The sequence below is a fragment of the Dyella sp. CR10 genome, from assembly GCF_055814425.1.
The window spans coordinates 145,104-162,731 of sequence record NZ_CP185986.1; the positions used below are offsets into that span (position 1 = coordinate 145,104).

At 66.0% G+C, this 17,628-nt stretch carries 21 protein-coding genes and 1 tRNA gene; 17 read left to right on the forward strand and 5 right to left on the reverse strand.

Annotated elements, in window-relative coordinates; all coding sequences use genetic code 11:
- Window positions 1-167 precede the first annotated feature (167 nt).
- From ACNR9O_RS00675 to ACNR9O_RS00685, 3 genes are all read left to right on the forward strand, one after another.
- Window positions 168-524: a DUF1428 domain-containing protein gene (locus tag ACNR9O_RS00675; RefSeq protein ID WP_473683944.1), complete on the forward strand. Its 357-nt coding sequence runs from the start codon at window positions 168-170 to the stop codon at window positions 522-524.
- Between the two features lie 264 nt (window positions 525-788).
- Complete coding sequence (locus ACNR9O_RS00680) at window positions 789-1,196, forward strand: HIT family protein (RefSeq protein ID WP_473700730.1); 408 nt, start codon at window positions 789-791, stop codon at window positions 1,194-1,196.
- A gap of 72 nt (window positions 1,197-1,268) precedes the next feature.
- Window positions 1,269-1,526, forward strand: coding sequence for a hypothetical protein (locus tag ACNR9O_RS00685; RefSeq protein WP_473683940.1), 258 nt, complete (start codon window positions 1,269-1,271; stop codon window positions 1,524-1,526).
- 162 nt (window positions 1,527-1,688) lie between these two features.
- On the opposite strand, the gene ACNR9O_RS00690 is transcribed toward ACNR9O_RS00685, so the two are convergent.
- Window positions 1,689-2,129: an alpha/beta fold hydrolase gene (locus tag ACNR9O_RS00690; RefSeq protein WP_473683938.1), complete on the reverse strand. Its 441-nt coding sequence runs from the start codon at window positions 2,127-2,129 to the stop codon at window positions 1,689-1,691.
- Entirely contained in the window at window positions 2,099-2,515 is a 417-nt protein-coding gene (locus ACNR9O_RS00695; protein WP_473683936.1) for an alpha/beta fold hydrolase, read from the reverse strand. The genes ACNR9O_RS00690 and ACNR9O_RS00695 overlap by 31 nt, the downstream gene beginning before the upstream one ends.
- Before the next feature lie 552 nt (window positions 2,516-3,067).
- Here ACNR9O_RS00695 and dusA point away from each other — a divergent pair.
- From dusA to ACNR9O_RS00715, 4 genes are all read left to right on the forward strand, one after another.
- Complete coding sequence (gene dusA / locus ACNR9O_RS00700) at window positions 3,068-4,051, forward strand: tRNA dihydrouridine(20/20a) synthase DusA (protein ID WP_473683934.1); 984 nt, start codon at window positions 3,068-3,070, stop codon at window positions 4,049-4,051.
- 87 nt (window positions 4,052-4,138) lie between these two features.
- The gene (locus ACNR9O_RS00705) at window positions 4,139-4,453 is read left to right on the forward strand and encodes a PepSY domain-containing protein (RefSeq protein ID WP_473683932.1); all 315 of its coding nucleotides are present in this window, start codon (window positions 4,139-4,141) and stop codon (window positions 4,451-4,453) included.
- Window positions 4,453-5,145 carry a response regulator transcription factor gene (locus ACNR9O_RS00710; RefSeq protein WP_473683930.1) on the forward strand — a complete coding sequence of 231 codons (693 nt, stop codon included), beginning with the start codon at window positions 4,453-4,455 and terminating at the stop codon, window positions 5,143-5,145. The genes ACNR9O_RS00705 and ACNR9O_RS00710 overlap by 1 nt, the downstream gene beginning before the upstream one ends.
- Window positions 5,111-6,529 (forward strand): ATP-binding protein, encoded by a 1,419-nt coding sequence (locus ACNR9O_RS00715; RefSeq protein ID WP_473683928.1) that lies wholly within the window; start codon window positions 5,111-5,113, stop codon window positions 6,527-6,529. Before ACNR9O_RS00710 ends, ACNR9O_RS00715 begins: the two co-directional genes overlap by 35 nt.
- A gap of 1 nt (window position 6,530) precedes the next feature.
- On the opposite strand, the gene ACNR9O_RS00720 is transcribed toward ACNR9O_RS00715, so the two are convergent.
- Both ACNR9O_RS00720 and ACNR9O_RS00725 read right to left on the reverse strand, forming a co-directional pair.
- Entirely contained in the window at window positions 6,531-7,298 is a 768-nt protein-coding gene (locus tag ACNR9O_RS00720; protein ID WP_473683926.1) for a M90 family metallopeptidase, read from the reverse strand.
- Between the two features lie 9 nt (window positions 7,299-7,307).
- Window positions 7,308-7,619 carry a hypothetical protein gene (locus tag ACNR9O_RS00725; RefSeq protein ID WP_473683924.1) on the reverse strand — a complete coding sequence of 104 codons (312 nt, stop codon included), beginning with the start codon at window positions 7,617-7,619 and terminating at the stop codon, window positions 7,308-7,310.
- Between the two features lie 240 nt (window positions 7,620-7,859).
- Here ACNR9O_RS00725 and ACNR9O_RS00730 point away from each other — a divergent pair, with 240 nt between their 5' ends.
- From ACNR9O_RS00730 to ACNR9O_RS00775, 10 genes are all read left to right on the forward strand, one after another.
- Window positions 7,860-8,831: a biotin--[acetyl-CoA-carboxylase] ligase gene (locus tag ACNR9O_RS00730; protein ID WP_473683922.1), complete on the forward strand. Its 972-nt coding sequence runs from the start codon at window positions 7,860-7,862 to the stop codon at window positions 8,829-8,831.
- On the forward strand, window positions 8,828-9,586 hold the full coding sequence (locus ACNR9O_RS00735) for a type III pantothenate kinase (RefSeq protein WP_473683920.1): 759 nt from the start codon (window positions 8,828-8,830) through the stop codon (window positions 9,584-9,586). Before ACNR9O_RS00730 ends, ACNR9O_RS00735 begins: the two co-directional genes overlap by 4 nt.
- 43 nt (window positions 9,587-9,629) lie before the next feature.
- Window positions 9,630-10,367: an SPOR domain-containing protein gene (locus tag ACNR9O_RS00740; protein ID WP_473683918.1), complete on the forward strand. Its 738-nt coding sequence runs from the start codon at window positions 9,630-9,632 to the stop codon at window positions 10,365-10,367.
- Window positions 10,368-10,424: 57 nt separating this feature from the next.
- A tRNA-Thr gene (locus ACNR9O_RS00745) sits at window positions 10,425-10,500 on the forward strand.
- A 202-nt stretch (window positions 10,501-10,702) separates the two neighbouring features.
- Window positions 10,703-12,835: a diguanylate cyclase domain-containing protein gene (locus tag ACNR9O_RS00750; RefSeq protein WP_473683916.1), complete on the forward strand. Its 2,133-nt coding sequence runs from the start codon at window positions 10,703-10,705 to the stop codon at window positions 12,833-12,835.
- A 52-nt stretch (window positions 12,836-12,887) separates the two neighbouring features.
- Window positions 12,888-13,910 (forward strand): patatin-like phospholipase family protein, encoded by a 1,023-nt coding sequence (locus tag ACNR9O_RS00755; RefSeq protein WP_473683914.1) that lies wholly within the window; start codon window positions 12,888-12,890, stop codon window positions 13,908-13,910.
- A 161-nt stretch (window positions 13,911-14,071) separates the two neighbouring features.
- Entirely contained in the window at window positions 14,072-14,455 is a 384-nt protein-coding gene (locus ACNR9O_RS00760) for a rhodanese-like domain-containing protein (protein ID WP_473683912.1), read from the forward strand.
- Window positions 14,456-14,481: 26 nt separating this feature from the next.
- Window positions 14,482-15,396, forward strand: a complete 915-nt coding sequence (gene rocF / locus ACNR9O_RS00765; protein WP_473683910.1) for an arginase — start codon at window positions 14,482-14,484, stop codon at window positions 15,394-15,396.
- A 33-nt stretch (window positions 15,397-15,429) separates the two neighbouring features.
- Entirely contained in the window at window positions 15,430-16,794 is a 1,365-nt protein-coding gene (locus ACNR9O_RS00770) for a tryptophan--tRNA ligase (protein ID WP_473683908.1), read from the forward strand.
- 32 nt (window positions 16,795-16,826) lie between these two features.
- A complete protein-coding gene (locus tag ACNR9O_RS00775) occupies window positions 16,827-17,150 on the forward strand; it encodes a hypothetical protein (RefSeq protein ID WP_473683906.1) in 324 nt (107 codons plus the stop codon).
- 19 nt (window positions 17,151-17,169) lie between these two features.
- Here ACNR9O_RS00775 and ACNR9O_RS00780 read toward each other — a convergent pair whose 3' ends face one another.
- A complete protein-coding gene (locus tag ACNR9O_RS00780) occupies window positions 17,170-17,553 on the reverse strand; it encodes a VOC family protein (RefSeq protein ID WP_473683904.1) in 384 nt (127 codons plus the stop codon).
- Between the last annotated feature and the right edge of the window lie 75 nt (window positions 17,554-17,628).

Consider the following 17,628-nt stretch of genomic DNA (forward strand, 5'->3'; position numbering starts at 1 on the left):
GCCGCGCTGGAAGAGCGGATGAAACCTCGGACATGTTGCATCGCGAGCAGGGCGGCGATCCATGGCGGAAGGTTTCTCCGGAGGTCCGTGTCGATCCTGCCGTCGCTCATTCGTCGCCTGCGTAGAGGTGACCATCCCGGGTCACCCTTCACGTCAAGGAAACAAACATGTCCTATATCGACGGTTTCGTGATCGCCGTACCCAATGCCAACCGCGAGAAATTCATCGCGCACGCCAGTACCTTCGACGCCATTTTCGTGGAGTATGGCGCCACCCGAGTGGTGGAGTGCTGGGGCGACGATGTGCCCGACGGCAAGCTCACCGATTTCAGCCGCGCCGTGCAGGCGAAGCAGGATGAATCCGTGGTTTTCTCGTGGGTGGAATGGCCCGACAAGGCCACTCGCGACGCCGGCATGGCGAAATTCATGAAAGATCCACGCATGGAGGCCGCGGCCGATTGTCCTTTCGATGGCAAGCGCATGATCTTTGGCGGCTTCAGGCCGGTGGTCAGCTTGCCGGGCTAATGAGGTTGTGAGCTGCGCGCTTTCAGGCAACGCCCGCATACCCAGAATCAGCGAGCAGCGAGGCGGGCTAAGGTTGATCTCCGATCCATGGGAAGCGAACCTTAGCCCGTTCTTATTCCTGCTCGGCATTGAGCCGCATGCGGCATGATGGAGGCGTCCGCTTTTTGAGCCAAGGTGGCTATGGCTGGGATGATGCGGCGGTTTTTTAAGGGGATTGGCGTAATGAAAAATGCTCCACCCGGGTACGAGTGCCCGTTCTGCGGTATTGCTGGAACGCTTCCATCGCCAGCTCCAGAGTCAGCCGTTGTCCTGATGGACGCCAACGTGTTCGCCCTGGTTCCGACTCATCACTACGGCGGCATAAAAGGCAACTGCCTGGTCGTACCTCGGAGCCACTATGAGAATGTGCTGGACATCCCTGACGATCTCGGCAGCGACTTCTTTCGTGCCACGCGTCGCTTGGCGCACGCTATGCGGAATGCCTTTGGGTGCGAGGGAATCTCCACTCGCCAACACAACGGTCCGGCCGGTAATCAGGATGTGTGGCACTACCATCTTCATGTATTTCCGCGCTACTCGAATGACGGGCTGTATGCGGGACAGAAGATGCCTTACGCCCCTGAAGAGCGAGTAGCGTTGGCAACCAGTCTCCGGGCGGCTTTGCAAAGCTGAGGAGCGTCCAATTCTCTCGGACGTGAGCCGGAACCCCTCCTTAGGCGTAGACAGAGCGGACGGAGAGACTTGATGATCGATGAAGACTTCGATTTGAAGATCATCTTCACCGATAAAGGTTTCCTCGGCGTGCGCATCGGTATCGTTGGCTTTGCGATGGCTGGAGCCGGCTTTGCTCTCGCTCTCCTTGGTGCGCACAAGCTTGGATATGCAGTCACGTTGCTTGGATGGATCATCGCCGCTGTCGGGTTCTTTACCCCCATTTCGGGGATGAAAAAGGCGGGGGCGGCGACCAAGCCGCCAATGAAGTCGGAGTCGCGAGAAGGCTAGCCGCGCCAGACTAAAAGCCCCAGTCTTGGCGTGAAACGGGACCAGTGGCGTTAAGTCGGGACGGGGCGTCAAGCGTGAGCGCCTTGCCGAGATCTCAGCCTTAAGCAACATCACCTCGTTCGGCGAGGGAGTGGCAAAGAAGCCCTGCTCCAAGGGGAGAGCTCAACCATGTTCCCGAATGTGAGACAAGAGCCTGCATCCGACGACATCTGCCGCTTCGCGTGTCGGGAAATGGCCGATGCCGTCCAATACGATGCGCTGATAGCCGCGGCTGAACCATTTCTCCTGGCCTTCGGGGCTTGACGCCAGGACAGTGCCATCGGCTGCCCCCTGGATCAGGAGTGTCGGCACGCCGAGTTGTTCCACTGCCGCGATCCGGCGCGAAAGTTCGAGGTATCGCGAATCCCGCACTTCATCATCTCGCCAACGACTGCGATAGCCGTTCAAGGTAATGGCGAGCCAGTCCGGGTTTTCGAAGCTCCGCGCGGTCGCTTCGAATTCGGCCTCGTCGAACCATCCCGGCGGACTCCAAGTCTCCCACTGCAGTTTCGCGAATTCTTTGGGGTCCTTCGCTACAGCTTCAGCCCCCTTATCGACCGACATGAACCACTGATACCACCACGCACGCGATTGCCGAAATGCCGAAATGCCGGAACGACGAACGCGCCGCGTGGTGCGTAGGCCAACGAAATCGAGGCGATCGAGAGGAGGCGGTGGGGAATCAACGCGGCGAGTGCATATGCGGCGCGTGCACCCCAGTCGTGTCCTATCACGGAGAAGCGCTCGATGCCCAGGCTATCCATAAGGTCAATCGCATCTTGCGCCAGGGCCTCGGTTCGACCATCGCGCAGGGTCGTATCCGAAAGAAAGCGAGTCGGTCCGCATCCTCTGAGCCAGGGCGCGATCCACCAACAATCGTCACTTTCAAGCACCGGCGTGATGCCTCTCCAGCCACGCACATCGTCAGGCCATCCGTGCAGCAGCAACACCGCTGAAGTCGTCGGATCACCTCCGGTTTCGTAGTGGATCTCGAGAAGTCTGTTCTGGCGAAGGGCATGGTAACGAACTCACGATGCGTGCCATCTGTGTTCAGTCAACATCAGCCTCGACACGCCACTATCTTGAGAACCGCTTCAGCAAAAGCCTGTGGCGCTTCGCGAGGCACGAAATGACCGGCGCCTGGAAAGCCATATATGCAAACACGATAGGTCCGGTCAGCTGAACTCTCCACCGATCAGGTCGCTGCCGACATCCTGCAGATTATTGGTGTTTGCACGTCCGCGGAATAATTACGAAGCGTTGTGTGAGTGCTGCTCACCGTTGCTATTGCATGCGGTGACAATGATCACAGGGATCGATGGCATTGGCTCTTTAGCCACATGCCGCAGTTGATATGTGCGCTCAGCGAGCGACCAAGTGGATTTCCGCCCTACGTCGCCTACGCGAAATGGGGGCGTGAGTCATTAAGTTACTGGCGAAGGCGGACTCACTAGATGGGCGGTCCGAAAACGACCAGCACACGGGGCAGCTAGAATATCCCCATGCAAACCCTCGCCCCCTCCGATTTCCGCCTCTCGGTCGCCCCCATGATGGACTGGACCGACCGTCACTGTCGGTACTTCCATCGCCTGCTTTCCCCTCACGCCCGTCTGTACACCGAGATGGTGACCAGCGCTGCGTTGGTGCGCGGCAAGCAGTTGCGGTTGCTGGAGCACAGCCAGCAGGAGCATCCGGTGGCGTTGCAGTTGGGTGGCAGCGATCCGGTGGAGCTGGCGCAGGCCGCGCGTCATGGCGCGGAGGCGGGGTATGACGAGATCAACCTCAACGTGGGCTGTCCGTCCGATCGGGTGCAATCGGGCAAGTTCGGTGCCTGCCTGATGCGTGAGCCAGTGCTGGTGGGCGATTGCGTGAAGGCCATGCGCGATGCGGTGGACGTGCCGGTGACGGTGAAGTGCCGCATCGGCGTGGACGACCAGGACGAGTACGCCGACCTGCAGCATTTCACCGAGACCATGATCGGCGCGGGCGTGGAGATACTGGTGGTGCATGCGCGCAAGGCGTGGCTGCAGGGGCTGAGCCCGAAGGAAAACCGCGAGATCCCGCCGCTGGACTACGAGCGCGTCTACCGACTGAAGCGCGAATTCCCTCAACTTGCCATCGTCATCAATGGCGGTATCACCACCGCCGAGCAGGTGCAGGCCCATCTGGTCCATGTCGATGGCGTGATGCTCGGCCGCGCGGCTTACCACGATCCCTACGTGCTGGCCCGGGTGGAGGCAGCGCTTTACGGCGAGCCGCTGCCAGAGCGCGAGGACGTGCTGCGGCACATGCGCCCCTACATCGAGGCGGAACTGGCCCGCGGCACCGCGCTCAAGCACATCACCCGCCACCTGCTCGGGCTCTACCAGGGCGAGCCGGGTGCGCGCGGATTCCGCCGCCTCCTCAGCGAGGAGGCCCATCTGCCGGGAGCGGGCTGGGCCTTGCTGGAGCGGGCCATGCTGTCCAGGCGGCCTGTAGCGGCGTGACAGCCGGGGGCGATCGGGTCAGTATTCAGGCCCGGTTCCATAGTCTGAACGAGGATAGCCTCCGTTCCCCGGGGTTTTGTTGGCGAAATGAAGACAATTTTGCGCATATCGGCTCTTTTGTTGCTCCTGACGACCATTTCGGTGGCCGCGCAGGCGCTGGAGCCGGCCATGACGCTCGAGCAGGCGGTCAACAAGGTGCAGCAGGAGACCGGGGGCAAAGTGCTGTCGGCCAGTACCGTGCAGCGCGGCCGTAATGCGTTCGAGCACCGCATCAAGGTGCTCACCCCCTCCGGGCACGTACGCGTGATTACCCTGAACACGGAAGCGGGCAAGGCTCCGGCTTCCTCGGATTCAACCAAGAGCCCGGCCGGCAATGGCGAGGGCAATAAGGAGAAACACTGATGCGCATCCTTCTGGTAGAGGACGAGGCGCCGCTGCGCGAGACGCTCGCCGCACGCCTGAAGCGCGACGGCTTTGCTGTCGATGCGGCGCAGGACGGCGAAGAGGGCATGTACCTTGGCCGTGAAGTGCCGTTTGATCTGGCCATCATCGACCTGGGGCTGCCCAAGATGTCGGGCATGGACCTGGTCAAGGCGCTGCGCGAAGCCGGGCAGCGCTACCCCATCCTGATCCTTACCGCGCGCGGCAGCTGGCAGGACAAGGTCGAAGGCCTCAAGCACGGAGCCGACGACTATCTGGTCAAGCCGTTCCACGTCGAGGAGCTGCTGGCGCGCATCAACGCGCTGGTGCGCCGCGCCAGCGGCTGGTCCAAGCCGGTGCTGGCCTGTGGCCCGATCAAGCTGGACACCACCGCGCAGACCGTGTCGGTGGAAGGCAAGCTCGTGGACCTCACCAGCTATGAGTACAAAGTGCTGGAATACCTGATGTTGCACGCGGGTGAGCTGGTCTCCAAGGCGGACCTGACCGAGCACATCTACCAGCAGGACTTCGACCGCGACTCCAATGTGCTGGAGGTCTTCATCGGCCGTCTGCGCAGGAAGCTCGACCCGGAAGGCACCCTCAAGCCCATCGAGACGGTACGTGGACGCGGATACCGCTTTGCCATCCCCCGCAGCGAAAACGAAGGCGAATGATCCCGACCAGCCGCGCCGCCCGTTCTCGCTGGCGGCGCGAGCGGCGCTGGCCACCGGCTTCGTGCTGGCAGCCTTCCTGGGTGTCGTAGGCCTCACGCTCTCCCGCACCAGCGCCGAAACCGCGCAGAAGGAACTGCAGGACCGCCTGACGAATTTCCTCGTCGCCTACCTTGCCGGCACCGAAGTCGGGCGCAACGGCAAAGTGCTGCTGCCCGATACTCCGCCTGACCCGCGCTTTTCCCAGCCGGGCTCGGGCCTGTATGCGCTCGCGCTGGGCGAGAATGGCGCGACGCTGAAATCGCCTTCGGCGATCGGCCGCGATTTCCCCTTCCTCAAGCATCTCGATCCCGGCCAGGGCCAGTTCGTCGGGCCGATCGACACGCGCATGGGGCGACTCTACTACTACGCCTACGGCGTGGTGCTGGATACCTCGGAAAGGAAATCGGTGAAAGTCACCTTCATGGTGGCGCAGGCGGAGGACCAGCTCGAAGGCCAGAACGCGGTGTTCCGGCGCAGCCTGATCTTCTGGCTGGCCTCGCTGGGCGTGATGCTGATCCTGCTGCAATTGCTGCTGCTGCGCTGGAGCCTCACCCCGTTGCGCAAGGTGGCGCACGACATGAGCCGCGTGGAGCGCGGCGACGCCGAGCAACTCGACAGTCGCTATCCGCTGGAACTGACCGGCCTCACCGAGCGCATCAATGCCTTCATCGACAGCGAGCGCGAGCAGCGCACGCGTTACCGCAACACGCTGGCGGATCTCGCGCATAGCCTGAAGACGCCGCTGGCGGTGATTCGCTCGCGGTTGGAATCCACCGACGGCAGCCTCTCGCCGCTGCGTAACGACGTGCTCGACCAGGTGCGCCGCATGGACGAGCTGGTGGCCTACCAGCTGGCCCGTGCCGCCACCACCGGACGCCAGACGTTCGCGAGCGCGATCCCGATCGCCGGCCACGCGGAAGACCTGGTGCAGAGCCTGGAAAAGGTCTACGCGGCGAAGAACGTGCTGTGCGAGTTCGACATCGAAGAGGGCGCCGCTTTTTACGGCGAGCAGGGCGACCTGCTCGAACTGCTGGGCAACCTGCTGGAGAACGCCTTCAAGTGGGCAGGCCACCGCGTGCTGCTGGTGGTGAAGATGGAACCGGTCGCCGGCCGTCAGCGCCCGGGGCTGTGGATCAGCGTGGAAGACGACGGCCCGGGCATCGACGACGACAAGATCGAGAAGGTCCTGCAGCGCGGCGTACGCGGCGACGAGCGCGTGCAGGGGCACGGCATCGGCCTGTCGATCGTGCAGGACATCATCAAGGCCTACCGCGGTGAGTTGAGCGTGGATCATTCGCCGGAATTCGGCGGCGCCCGCTTCAGCGTGCGCTTGCCGCCGGGCTGAGTCACAGCGGTGCGGGCGAGGGGCCGTAATAGGCGTCGAGCAGCGCCGCCACGGGGGCGTCGGCCCGGCGCAGCACGCCTGGCTGCGACCAGTGCAGCTCGCTCGTCACCGCGAAGAATTCGTCAGGGCCTTCGGCCGCGTAGGCGTCGATCAGCGTGTCGCGCCCGCGCGCCACTTCGTCCGACAGGTTGTCGTAGGCGCGCTGGAAGGCCACGATCCAGTCGCGCCGGCGGATGTATTCGGGCAGCGGCGGCACGCCGTCCGGCGCGCCGTCGAGCATGTCGAACTTGTGCGCCATTTCGTGCACGACCACGTTATAGCCATCCCACGGTTGCTCGAGGTCCAGCTGCACGTCGGCCAGGGACAGGATCAGCGGGCCGCGCTCCCAGGCTTCGCCGATCAGTACGTCATCTGCCTCGCTGACCACGCCGCTGTGTTCATCGTGGTGGCTGCGACGCACCTTGAATTCGCCTGGATAGACCAGGATTTCGCGCCAGCCGCGCAGCCCGCCGGCCCCCTGCTGCAGCGCCGGCAGGCAGGCTTGCAAAGCGATCAGCAGGCGCAGACGGTCGTCCAGCTCCGCCCCGGCGAGCGGGTGGAAGCGCTTGCGCGCGAGGAATTGGGCGGCGAGGCGGCGCAGCAGGTTCTGGCGGTCTTCATCGAGACGGCGCGCCAGCGGACATACGGCCAGGGCGCGGCGCCAGAGCGGGTCGGGAACCGGCGGCGGGTCAAAGCGCGACAGCCACTGTCGCCACCACGCCCCCACCACGAGAACGGCTTACTGGATGGAGCCCGGCAGCAACGACTGCCAGCCCAGGCTGATGCGGCGGCTGCGTTGCGTGGCGGAGGAACCGCCGCCGCCGGGCGGGCAGTTCTCGCTGGAGGAGCCGGAGGCCGGAGCGCTCTGCGTGCTGTTGTCGTGCGGAACGCCGAGCGCATCGCTGCCGTTGCCGCTGACGTCATGGCTGACGGCGCCGTCGGCGCCGCGCTGCAGGGAGCCCAATTCCTGGGTATCGGCCTCCATGGCCGATGCGGCACCGATGCCGCCGACGCAGAGAACACACGCGAACAGGAACTGCCTGATGCCCATGGCGGCTCAACCCCTTGATCCGCAAGCCAAGGGTCCGATCCTCTCAGAATCGTGAACGTGACGCCAGTGCCAGGACCGGCAAGGGTGCCCTGCACCAGTCCCACAAGTACTAGGCCGGGCGGTGCGTCGGCCGCTACTCGACGTCAGGCGCAGGCTCTAAGATGGCCCAATGCATGCGATTTCTTCCTCCCCGGCGGCCGTTTCCGCCCGCCGGGCGCCATTCGTCGACGGTCCGCGCTGATGCAGGCGCAGCAACTGCTTGCCCTGTTGGCGTCGGGGGAGCCGCTCTCCGGCGAGCGCCTGGCCGAACAGGGCGGCGTGACGCGTGCGGCCATCTGGAAACAGATTCAGGCCCTGCGTGCCCGTGGCGTGCCGATCGAGGCGCGCGGCGCGGCCGGCTACCGGCTGCCCTGGCCTTTGCAGATGCTCGACGCCCGGCCTATCCGGGCTGGCGTGCCAGAGCCGCTGCGCAAGCGCCTTGGCGAGCTGGAGGTGCATTGGGAGCTCGACTCCACCTCCAGCGAACTGCAACGGCGCAGCGCCACGCTGCCGGACCTGAGCGTGGTGATCGCCGAGACCCAGAGCGCCGGCCGCGGGCGCCGTGGGCGTAGCTGGCTGTCGCCGCCGGGACTCAATCTGTACCTGTCCTGCTTCAAGCGCTTCGATGCGGGTTTTGCCGCGTTGTCGGGCCTGTCGCTGGCGGTCGGCGTGATCCTGCTCCATGCGCTCGAATCGCTGTGCATCGCCGACGCCGGGCTCAAGTGGCCCAATGACGTATTGGCGCGCGGCGGCAAGCTGGCCGGCATCCTGGTCGAGCTCAGCGGGGAGTATCAGGGGCCTTGCGCGGCAGTGATCGGCATCGGCCTCAACCTGTGCCTGACCGATGCCCTGCGCGAACAGGCCGGGCAGCCCAGCTGCGACTTGTCGTCGCTGACCGACGGCACGCCGCCCGATCGCAACGCCGTGGCGGCGGCGCTGATCGCCGCGCTTGTCGATGGGCTCGATCGCTTCGAGCGCGAAGGCTTCGCCGGCTTCGTCGAGGATTACGCCCGCCACGACCTGCTCAAGAACGCGCCGCTGCGCGTGCAGGGCGCGCAAGGGACACTCGAAGGCATCGGAGCCGGCGTGGACGAGCGCGGCGCGCTGCTGGTGACTGCCGCCGACGGACTGCACCGGATCGATAGCGCCGATGTCACGGTGCGCCGCGCATGAAGCTGCTGCTGGACCTGGGTAATACGCGCCTGAAGTGGGCGATGCGTCAGGGCGATGCATGGCACGCGCGTGGTGCGGTGGCCTGGGACGAAGACGTCCGTGCGGTCTTGCGCGATGCCTGGCGCGGCATGCCGGCGCCGGAAGCTGTATTGGGCGCTTCGGTGGTCGACCTCGCGCGCGAATCGCACGTGGCCGGCGCGGTGCAGGAAGCTTGGACGCATGCCACCTTCTGGTTGCGCACGCCGGCCGAGGGCTGCGGTGTGCGCAGCGCTTACGCGGAACCGCAGCGGCTGGGCGTGGATCGTTTTCTCGCCATGGTTGCCGCGTACGCGGCAGGGCATGCGCCCTGCGTGCTCGCCGGTGTCGGCACTGCGCTGACGCTCGACGCGCTCGCCGCCGATGGCCGCCATCTGGGCGGCTTGATCGCGCCGGGGCCGCAGCTCATGCAGCAATCGCTGGTGGGCGCCACGGCGCGGGTCCGGCCGGAGCGGGCCGGCGAAGTGCTCGACGTGGCGGACAACACGGCCGATGCCGTGGCCTCCGGTTGCTGGCAGGCGGCCGCAGCGCTCATCGAGCGCTTCGCCCGGCGTATGGCGCCCGCGCTGGGTGGCGCGCCGTCGCTGCGTCTGGGCGGCGGCGATGCGCAGGCCCTGCTGCCGCTGCTGGACCTGCCGGCGCAATTGGCCGAGGACGGCGTGCTGCACGGGCTGGCGGTGTGGGCTGATACGCATCCCGCGCCCACCCGCTCTCTCTAGAATGGCGCGTTTCCTTCGTCCCTCGTGCCCGTGTAGGTCTTGAATGGTTCTGCGCCTGTTGTTGGTCTTGCTGGTCGCGCTCAACATTGCCGTCGGTGCGTGGCTATGGCTGGGTCAGGACGATGCGCACGGCCGCAGCGCCAGCGATCCGGACGTACCGACGCTGCACCTGCTGACCGAACGACCCGCACCGCCGGCCAGCGTGCCGGCCAGTGTGGGCACGGCACCCGCTCCCGCCCCGGTGGCCTCCGCGCCATCCCGCCAGGAAGCGCCGGCAACGAAGGCGGCCGTGCCGGAGGCCGCCAATCCTTCGCGTCCCACCAGCTACACCTGCATTTCCATCGGTCCTTTCGCCACGCCGGTGGATCTGCACAGCGCGCGCAACGCGCTTTCGGCGCAGGCCACACGCATGCGCTCGCGCCAGGAACAGACCACGCAGACCCGTGGCTGGTGGGTTTATCTGCCGGCCAGCGCCAGTCGCGAGCAGGCGCTGGCGCAGGCGCGGCGGCTCAGTGCGGCGAACATCGGCGACTATTTCGTGGTTGGCTCCGGCGGGCAGCCGAATACCATCTCCCTGGGCCTGTTCAAGGACCCGGCGAATGCGCGCAAGCGGCGCGATGAAGTGGTGGCCGCCGGTTTCCCCGCGCAGATGATCGAGCGCACCGAGACCGTGCCCGAGTACTGGCTGGATCTGGCCGTCGCCGACGGCGCGCGCTTCGACTGGCGCAGCCGCCTGCGCAACAGCGCCGGCGTGGGCTCGCACAGCACTGGATGCTTCTGATCGCCGCGCCTTGCGCCTGCAGGCGGCGGGGGTGACCTGCTAGACTGCGCGTCCCTCGCCGGCATAGCTCAGTTGGTAGAGCAACCGCCTTGTAAGCGGTAGGTCGTCTGTTCGAGTCAGACTGTCGGCACCAGCCGTTTCCCGAAATCCCGCTCCGGCGGGATTTTGCGTTTCCATGGCACAGTGTTTCGCGCGCTGCCTGCAACGGCGAACAGTCCACATTTTTTTCAGCGGCTGCTGGCTATAAGCATCGGCATGCAGTGAGGAAAGCACGCCCTGGTTCGACGGGAGCCGTGATGCCGCAGGCAGAGCAAGGACGACGGGAGCCGCGTTGGATGCGCTGGGGGGAGGCCTCGGCGCTGCTCGTCGCCGTGCTCGTGGCTACGGCTTATTCGCTGCTGCTCACGCGCCAGACCGGCAGCACGGTGACCATGTGGATCGCCAATGGCGTGGTGGTGGGGACGCTGCTGCGCGTGGCCAGCGATCGCTGGCCGCTCTATCTGGCGACGGCCTACCTGGGTTACCTGATCGGCAGGCTGTTGCTGTTGCGCGATCCGCTGGTCTCCAGTGTCCTGCTCGGCCTGGTGAACGGCATCGAGGTGGTGATCGTTGCCCACGGCGTGCGGCGATTCTTTCCGCGCATCCAGGACGACACACCCTTCCTGCGCCTCGGGCAAGTGGCGATGGCTTCCACTTTGGTGGCTTCGCTGGTTTCCGCGCTGCTTGCCGCCTTCGTGCTCTACGCCGCGACCGATACGCCGTTCTGGGAGACCGCCGACTGGTGGTTCCGCGCGCACCTGCTGGGCATGGTGATCATCGCCACGCTTACCCTGGTGGTGCTCATCCAGCGTTCGCGCATGCTTGGTCCTCCACGCCGGAGGCTGGTGTTCCTGCGCGACATGGTCCTGCTGGGCGCGATCACCATCGCGGTGTTCATGCAGTCGCGCTATCCGTTGCTGTTCGTGGTGTTCGCACCGCTGCTGTATGTGGTGATGCGTCACCGTTTTCCCGGGCTGGTGCTTGGCGTGGCGGCGGTCACCCTGATCGCGAACGTCGCCATGTCGACCGGCCAGGGCCCGCTGAATCTCATTCCCGGCGCCGGCTCGGTCGAGCGCGCCGTCCTGGGACAGGTATTCCTTGGCGTGGTGTGCCTGGTCGCGGTGCCGGTGGCGCTGGGGCAGGCCGATCGCCGGCGCTTCGCGCGGCGCATGCGTGAAAGTGAGGTGCGCTATCGCCTGCTGGCCGACTATGCCGGCGATCTGGTGATGCGCATCGCACGGGATGGTGCACGGCGCTACGTTTCGCCGTCCATCAAGGATCTGCTCGGCTGGGAGCCGGGCGAGTTCATGCTGCCGCGCCCCGACCTGGTCCATCCGGACGACCGCGCGCGCGTGGCTACGGCCATGGACCTGATGTGGAGCACCGGCAAGGTGTCGACTACGCGTTATCGCCTGCAGCACCGCAAGGGCCACTACGTATGGATCGAGGCGCTGGTGCGCGTCGCCCCCAGTCCCGACCACGCCGGTGAGATGGAGCTGATCTATACCGGCCGCGACATCACCGAAAGCGTGCTCGCTGAGGAAGCGCTCGCCGACACCGAAAAGCGGCTGCGCACCATCACTGACCGGGTGCCGGCCCTGATCGCGCATGTCGACGCAGACGAGCACTACCTGTTCGTCAACGGCTATGCACGGGAAATCACCGGCCAGGCACCGGAGGTGATGGCCGGGCGTTCGGTGCGCGAGGTGCACGGACCGCAGTTGTATGGCTTGCTCAAGCCGCACATCGCCGCGGCGTTGCAGGGCAGGGAGACGACCTTCGAGTATGAACTGGATCGCGACGGCCGCCACTTTCATTTGCAGGCCACGTACCTGCCGGCGACCTCCGCGATGGGCGAGAGCACGGGCTTCTACGCCTTCACCACCGATGTCACGCGAATCAAGCTGGCCGAGCAGAAGCTGTCCTTCCTGGCCCATTACGACACGCTCACCAATCTGGCCAATCGCCGCTACTTCACCGAGTGCGCGCAGGCGGCGCTCGAACGCGCATCCATCACGCGTTCGCCGATGTTGCTGATGTTGGTGGACGTGGACTACTTCAAGCAGATCAACGACGGGCACGGGCACGCCGCGGGCGACGCCGTGTTGCGCGAAGTGGCGCGGCGACTCAAATCTTCGGTGCGCAAGTCGGATCTGGTCGCGCGGCTGGGCGGCGACGAGTTCGTCATCCTCTGCGACGACGTGGATGCCACCTATGCCGCCGAAGCGCTGGCGGGCAAGGTGGTCGAAGCGATGAGCGCCTCGATCGCGCTGGACGCGACCCGTATCCAGGCGAGTCTCAGCGTCGGCGCCGCGCTGTGTCGCGATCCGGCTTCGTTGGACGAGTTGATGCAATGCGCGGACGAAGCGCTGTACAAAGCCAAGGAGGACGGCAGGGACCGCTATCGCCTCAGCGTGCACGGGCTATGAGACGTTCACGCCGCCCTTGACGGTTTACGAGCGCTCCTTCGAAGATCGGGTGGTGCAACGCACCAATGCCGCCGATACGGTCACGCTCAAGCTCGCCCTGCAAGGGGGCGGAGCCCATGGCGCTTTTACGTGGGGCGCGCTGGATCGCCTGCTGCAATGGCCGGGACTGAACGTCGAGGCCGTGTGCGGCACCAGCAGTGGTGCCATGAACGCAGCGGCCTTGGCGCAAGGCTGGGCCCGTGGCGGTGCCGAAGGCGCGCGGGCATCGCTGGATGCGTTCTGGCAAGGATTGGGCGGACGCAACGCGATCGCCGACTGGTGGCAGGCGCAATCGCGGCTGTTCGGCGATGCCCTGCCATGGCCTCCCGCGGCCGCGGGAGCCCATGGCGGCGTCAATCCGCTGCGTCCAGTGGTGGAGGAGTTCTTCGATATCGAGACCTTGCGGCACGGACCGGTCGCGCTGCATGTGGCGGCCACGCGCATGCGTGACGGCGCCCTCGTCGTGTTCGATGGCGCGCGCCTCAGCCACGACGCCTTGCTCGCCTCGGCGAGCCTGCCACCGTGGTTTCCGCCGACGGATATCGACGGCGAGGCGTACTGGGACGGTGGTTTCGCCGGCAATCCGGCGCTCGAACCGCTGCTGGGCGAAGGTGGTGACGATCTGCTGTGCGTGCTGCTGCAGCCGCTGCAACGCCGCGCGATGCCGCGCAACGCGCGCGAGGCGGCGATGCTGTCGGCGGAGCTTTCTTTTGGCGCGGCGTTCTCACGCGAGCTGCGCGACCTCGCCCTGGCCCGCGAACGCGCTGCGCGCCACCTGTGGCCCTCGCCAGCGGAGCGTCGGCTGCGCGACTTGCGGCTGCATCTGCTCGCGCCTGACGAAGGGCTCGCCGCGCTGGGGCATTCCGCCGCCGATACGCGCTCCAACCAGCTTCGGGCCCTGCACGACCTCGGCTGGGATACCGCCGAGCGCTGGCTGGCGCAGCATGCCGCGGCGCTGGGCCGGCGGGCCAGCTTCGCGCTGGAAGCCTGGTTCGCCCAATCCGGGCAGCCGTGGCGGCCGTGGGCCGGATCCTGAGTCATCCCCCTTTCGTCGCGGGGAACGCCAGGGAGCCTTCTTGTAGACTTGGCCGAACCATCACGTTCATCTTCACGCTTTCGCGAAACGCCATGACTCGCCATGACCATCGTTCGCCTCGTCTCGCCATGCCTTTGATCGGAAGGACATGGGCTTGGCGCGTGGCATTCGCCGCCGCCGGCCTTGCCGCCGGTCCGGTCATGGCGGGCGATGCGCCACTGCTTCCTGCCCGTCTGGTGGCATTGCAGCAGACGGGCCAGGCCCCGCTGCTGGTGGACGTGCGCCACGCGGACGAATACCGCGAAGGCCATATCGTCGGCGCGCTCAACATCCCGGTGGAGCAGCTGGCCGAGCGCTACACCGCGCTGGGCGTGCCCCGCGACCGCGAGATCGTGCTCTATTGCGCCTCCGGGCGCCGCGCGGCGAAGGCGCAGGCACTGCTCGAGGAGCGCGGCTACGGCCACGTGCGTCTCCTGGACGGCAGCATCAAAGCCTGGCGAGAACAGCAGCTGCCGCTGGTGCGCGAAGGCGCATCCCATCCCTGAAAAAATCAAGCAACGACCGAGGAAGCATGGGTAATCAGGCTGTATCGCTGATCGGTGCGCCCACCGATATCGGAGCGGGGCACCGCGGTGCCTCGATGGGGCCGGAGGCCCTGCGCGTGGCTAATCTGGTAGCGCGCCTGGCCGCGCGCGGATTGGACGTCGTCGACCGCGGCAATCTGCAGGGGCCGCTCAATCCGTGGCAACCGCCGCACGCGGGTTATCGACACCTCGCCGGTGTGGTGGAGTGGAATCGCGCCGTGTACGAGGCCACCTACGCCGAGCTGCAAGCCGGCCGCCTGCCGGTGATGCTCGGCGGCGATCACTGCCTGGCGATCGGCTCGATCACCGCGGTAGCCCGTCATTGCCGCGAGCGGGGCAAGGAGCTGCGCGTGCTGTGGCTGGATGCGCACGCCGATTTCAACACCGCGCAGATCACCCCTTCGGGCAACATCCACGGCATGCCAGTGGCCTGCCTGTGCGGCATGGGGCCGGATGAGCTCACCCATCTCGGCGGTACGTCGCCCGCCGCCACGCCGCAGGCGTTTCGCCAGATCGGCATCCGCTCGGTGGACGATGGCGAAAAGCGCCTCGTGCGCGAGGCCAAGGTGCATATCTACGACATGCGCCGCATCGACGAGCTGGGGATGAAGCGGGTGATGGAGGAAGCACTCGAGGGCGTGGACGACAACACGCACCTGCATGTGAGCTTCGACGTCGATTTCCTCGATCCGAGCATTGCGCCTGGCGTCGGCACCACGGTGCGCGGCGGCCCGAATTACCGCGAAGCGCAGCTGTGCATGGAGATGATCGCCGACACCGGCCGCCTCGCCTCGCTGGACATCGTCGAGCTCAACCCGGCCTTCGACAAGCGCAACCAGACCGCCAAACTGGCGGTGGACCTGGTGGAATCGATGTTCGGCAAGTCGACCTTGATCCGCTGAGCCACGTCAAAAACCAGAACAAGCAGAAGACTCATGCAAACCCGTGTACTGACCGGCATCACCACCACCGGCACGCCGCACCTTGGCAACTACGTCGGCGCGATCCGACCGGCGGTGGCCGCCAGCCTGCGTCCGGACGTGGATGCGTTCTACTTCATGGCCGACTACCACGCGCTGATCAAGAGCGACGATCCGGCACGCATCGAACGCTCGCGCCTGGAGATCGCCGCCACGTGGCTGGCCGCCGGCCTCGATCCGGATCGCGTGACCTTCTATCGGCAGTCGGACATCCCGGAAATTCCGGAACTGACCTGGTTCCTCACCTGCGTCACCGCCAAAGGCCTACTCAACCGCGCGCATGCCTACAAGGCCGCCGTGGACAAGAACACCGAAGCGGGAGAAGACGCCGACGCGGGCGTCACGGCCGGCCTGTACATGTATCCGGTGCTGATGGCGGCGGACATCCTCGCCTTCAATGCGCACAAGGTGCCGGTGGGGCGCGATCAGATCCAGCACATCGAAATGGCGCGCGATATCGCGCAGCGTTTCAACCACATCTACGGCAACGACTACTTCGTGCTGCCGGAAGTGGTGATCGAGGAACAGGTGGCCACCTTGCCGGGCCTGGACGGCCGCAAGATGTCCAAGAGCTACGACAACACCATTCCCTTGTTCGCCGGCGGGCAGAAGCATCTGCGCGACAGCATCATGCGCATCGTCACCGACTCGCGCCTGCCGGGCGAGCCGAAGGATCCGGATAGCTCCTCCCTGTTCACCATCTTCCGCGCCTTCGCCACCGAGACGGAGGCCGGCGCGTTCCGTCAGGCGCTGCTGGACGGCATCGGCTGGGGCGAGGCCAAGCAGGTGCTGTTCGAACGCATCGAGGCGGACGTCGCGCCGATGCGCGAGCGCTACGACGAGCTGATTGCGCGGCCGGACCGGATCGAGGCGATCCTGCGGGAAGGTGCGCGCAAGGCGCGCCTGATCGCCGCGCCGAAGATAGCCGAGCTGCGCGATGCCATCGGCCTGCGTTCGGGCGCTGTGGCCGCCGCCTCGCCGGCGGCCGCCAAGCCGGAGAGCAAGGCGGGCAAATTGCCGCGCTTCGCCAGTTTCCGCGAGACGGATGGTAGCTTCCGCTTCCGCCTGCTCGCCGCCGATGGCGAAGAGCTGTTGTTGTCCAAACCGTTCGCCGACCCCAAGGCGGCCGGCGTGTTCCAGAAGCGTCTGAAGGGGCCGGGGGCCACGGCCGCCGTGCTGCAGGTGCAGCCGCGCGCACTGAACCTGGAACTGGACGGTGAGTACGTCGGCAGCACGCCGGAATACCGCGACGAACAGGCACGTGACGAAGCCCTGGCGCGTCTGCGCGAGGCACTGGACCAGCTCGCCGCGCAGGAGTGATCGCGCGGCCAGCCACCTGGAGTGACTGACCGATGCGTTACCTCGCCATCCTGCTGCTGGCTCCCTGGCTGCTGATCCTGGCCTGGGCCTACTGGACCTATCCCAAGAGCCTGCCGCGCACGCGCGGCAGGCGCGTGTTCGACGTGGTCGCGCTGCTGCTGGCCGCGTTGCTGGCGGTGCAGGCGGCGGTGCTGGGCTTCGAGGCGGCGACGGTACCGGCGGTCGGCCAGTTCGGCCCGTCCAGCGGCGCCATCTGGCAGCAGGTACTGCCGGCTCTTTACGGCTATGGCGCCTGCGTCGTGGCGCTGGTGGTCGCGCTGTTCGTGCGCGCTGCCGTCTGGGGCCGCAGACGCTGAGTCGCGCTGGCGCGACAGCTCAATCCCATTTATTCAGATGCGGGCCGAACTGCTCGCGCTGCTTCTTCACCACGCAGAAGCGGTGCCCGCTCGGCGCCTGCATGACCCACCAGCGTCCATGCACGCATTGCAGGCGTTTGGCGCCGAGCTTTTCCAGGCGCGAGGCTTCGGCTTCGATATCGTCGGTCTCGATGTCCAGGTGCACGCGGCTCTCATGTTCGACGCGCTGCAGCAGGATGATCGGCTCGTCGGCCAGCGTAGCCAGCTCGGCATATTTGCCGTCGCCGTCCTGATCGTAGGAGACGATGGGCTTGCCCAGGGCCTGACTCCAGAAATCGGCAGCCTGCTTGAGATCGACGGACTGGCAATCGATGACCAGGGTGCTTAGGCGGCTGTGGTGCATGGCGCTCTCCGGTGAAACGTGAAGGACATGTGTGTGGACGCAAGCATCGTGTGATTGCAATCACACTATAGGCGG

Bases quoted from the DNA above. Each gene is read 5' to 3' on its own strand.
- ACNR9O_RS00675 (WP_473683944.1), top strand. From the start codon at position 168: ATGTCCTATATCGACGGTTTCGTGATCGCCGTACCCAATGCCAACCGC.
- ACNR9O_RS00685 (WP_473683940.1), top strand. From the start codon at position 1,269: ATGATCGATGAAGACTTCGATTTGAAGATCATCTTCACCGATAAAGGT.
- ACNR9O_RS00690 (WP_473683938.1), bottom strand. From the start codon at position 2,129: ATGTCGGTCGATAAGGGGGCTGAAGCTGTAGCGAAGGACCCCAAAGAA.
- dusA (WP_473683934.1), top strand. From the start codon at position 3,068: ATGCAAACCCTCGCCCCCTCCGATTTCCGCCTCTCGGTCGCCCCCATG.
- ACNR9O_RS00705 (WP_473683932.1), top strand. From the start codon at position 4,139: ATGAAGACAATTTTGCGCATATCGGCTCTTTTGTTGCTCCTGACGACC.
- ACNR9O_RS00710 (WP_473683930.1), top strand. From the start codon at position 4,453: ATGCGCATCCTTCTGGTAGAGGACGAGGCGCCGCTGCGCGAGACGCTC.
- ACNR9O_RS00725 (WP_473683924.1), bottom strand. From the start codon at position 7,619: ATGGGCATCAGGCAGTTCCTGTTCGCGTGTGTTCTCTGCGTCGGCGGC.
- ACNR9O_RS00730 (WP_473683922.1), top strand. From the start codon at position 7,860: ATGCAGGCGCAGCAACTGCTTGCCCTGTTGGCGTCGGGGGAGCCGCTC.
- ACNR9O_RS00735 (WP_473683920.1), top strand. From the start codon at position 8,828: ATGAAGCTGCTGCTGGACCTGGGTAATACGCGCCTGAAGTGGGCGATG.
- ACNR9O_RS00740 (WP_473683918.1), top strand. From the start codon at position 9,630: ATGGTTCTGCGCCTGTTGTTGGTCTTGCTGGTCGCGCTCAACATTGCC.
- ACNR9O_RS00750 (WP_473683916.1), top strand. From the start codon at position 10,703: ATGCGCTGGGGGGAGGCCTCGGCGCTGCTCGTCGCCGTGCTCGTGGCT.
- rocF (WP_473683910.1), top strand. From the start codon at position 14,482: ATGGGTAATCAGGCTGTATCGCTGATCGGTGCGCCCACCGATATCGGA.
- ACNR9O_RS00770 (WP_473683908.1), top strand. From the start codon at position 15,430: ATGCAAACCCGTGTACTGACCGGCATCACCACCACCGGCACGCCGCAC.
- ACNR9O_RS00775 (WP_473683906.1), top strand. From the start codon at position 16,827: ATGCGTTACCTCGCCATCCTGCTGCTGGCTCCCTGGCTGCTGATCCTG.
- ACNR9O_RS00780 (WP_473683904.1), bottom strand. From the start codon at position 17,553: ATGCACCACAGCCGCCTAAGCACCCTGGTCATCGATTGCCAGTCCGTC.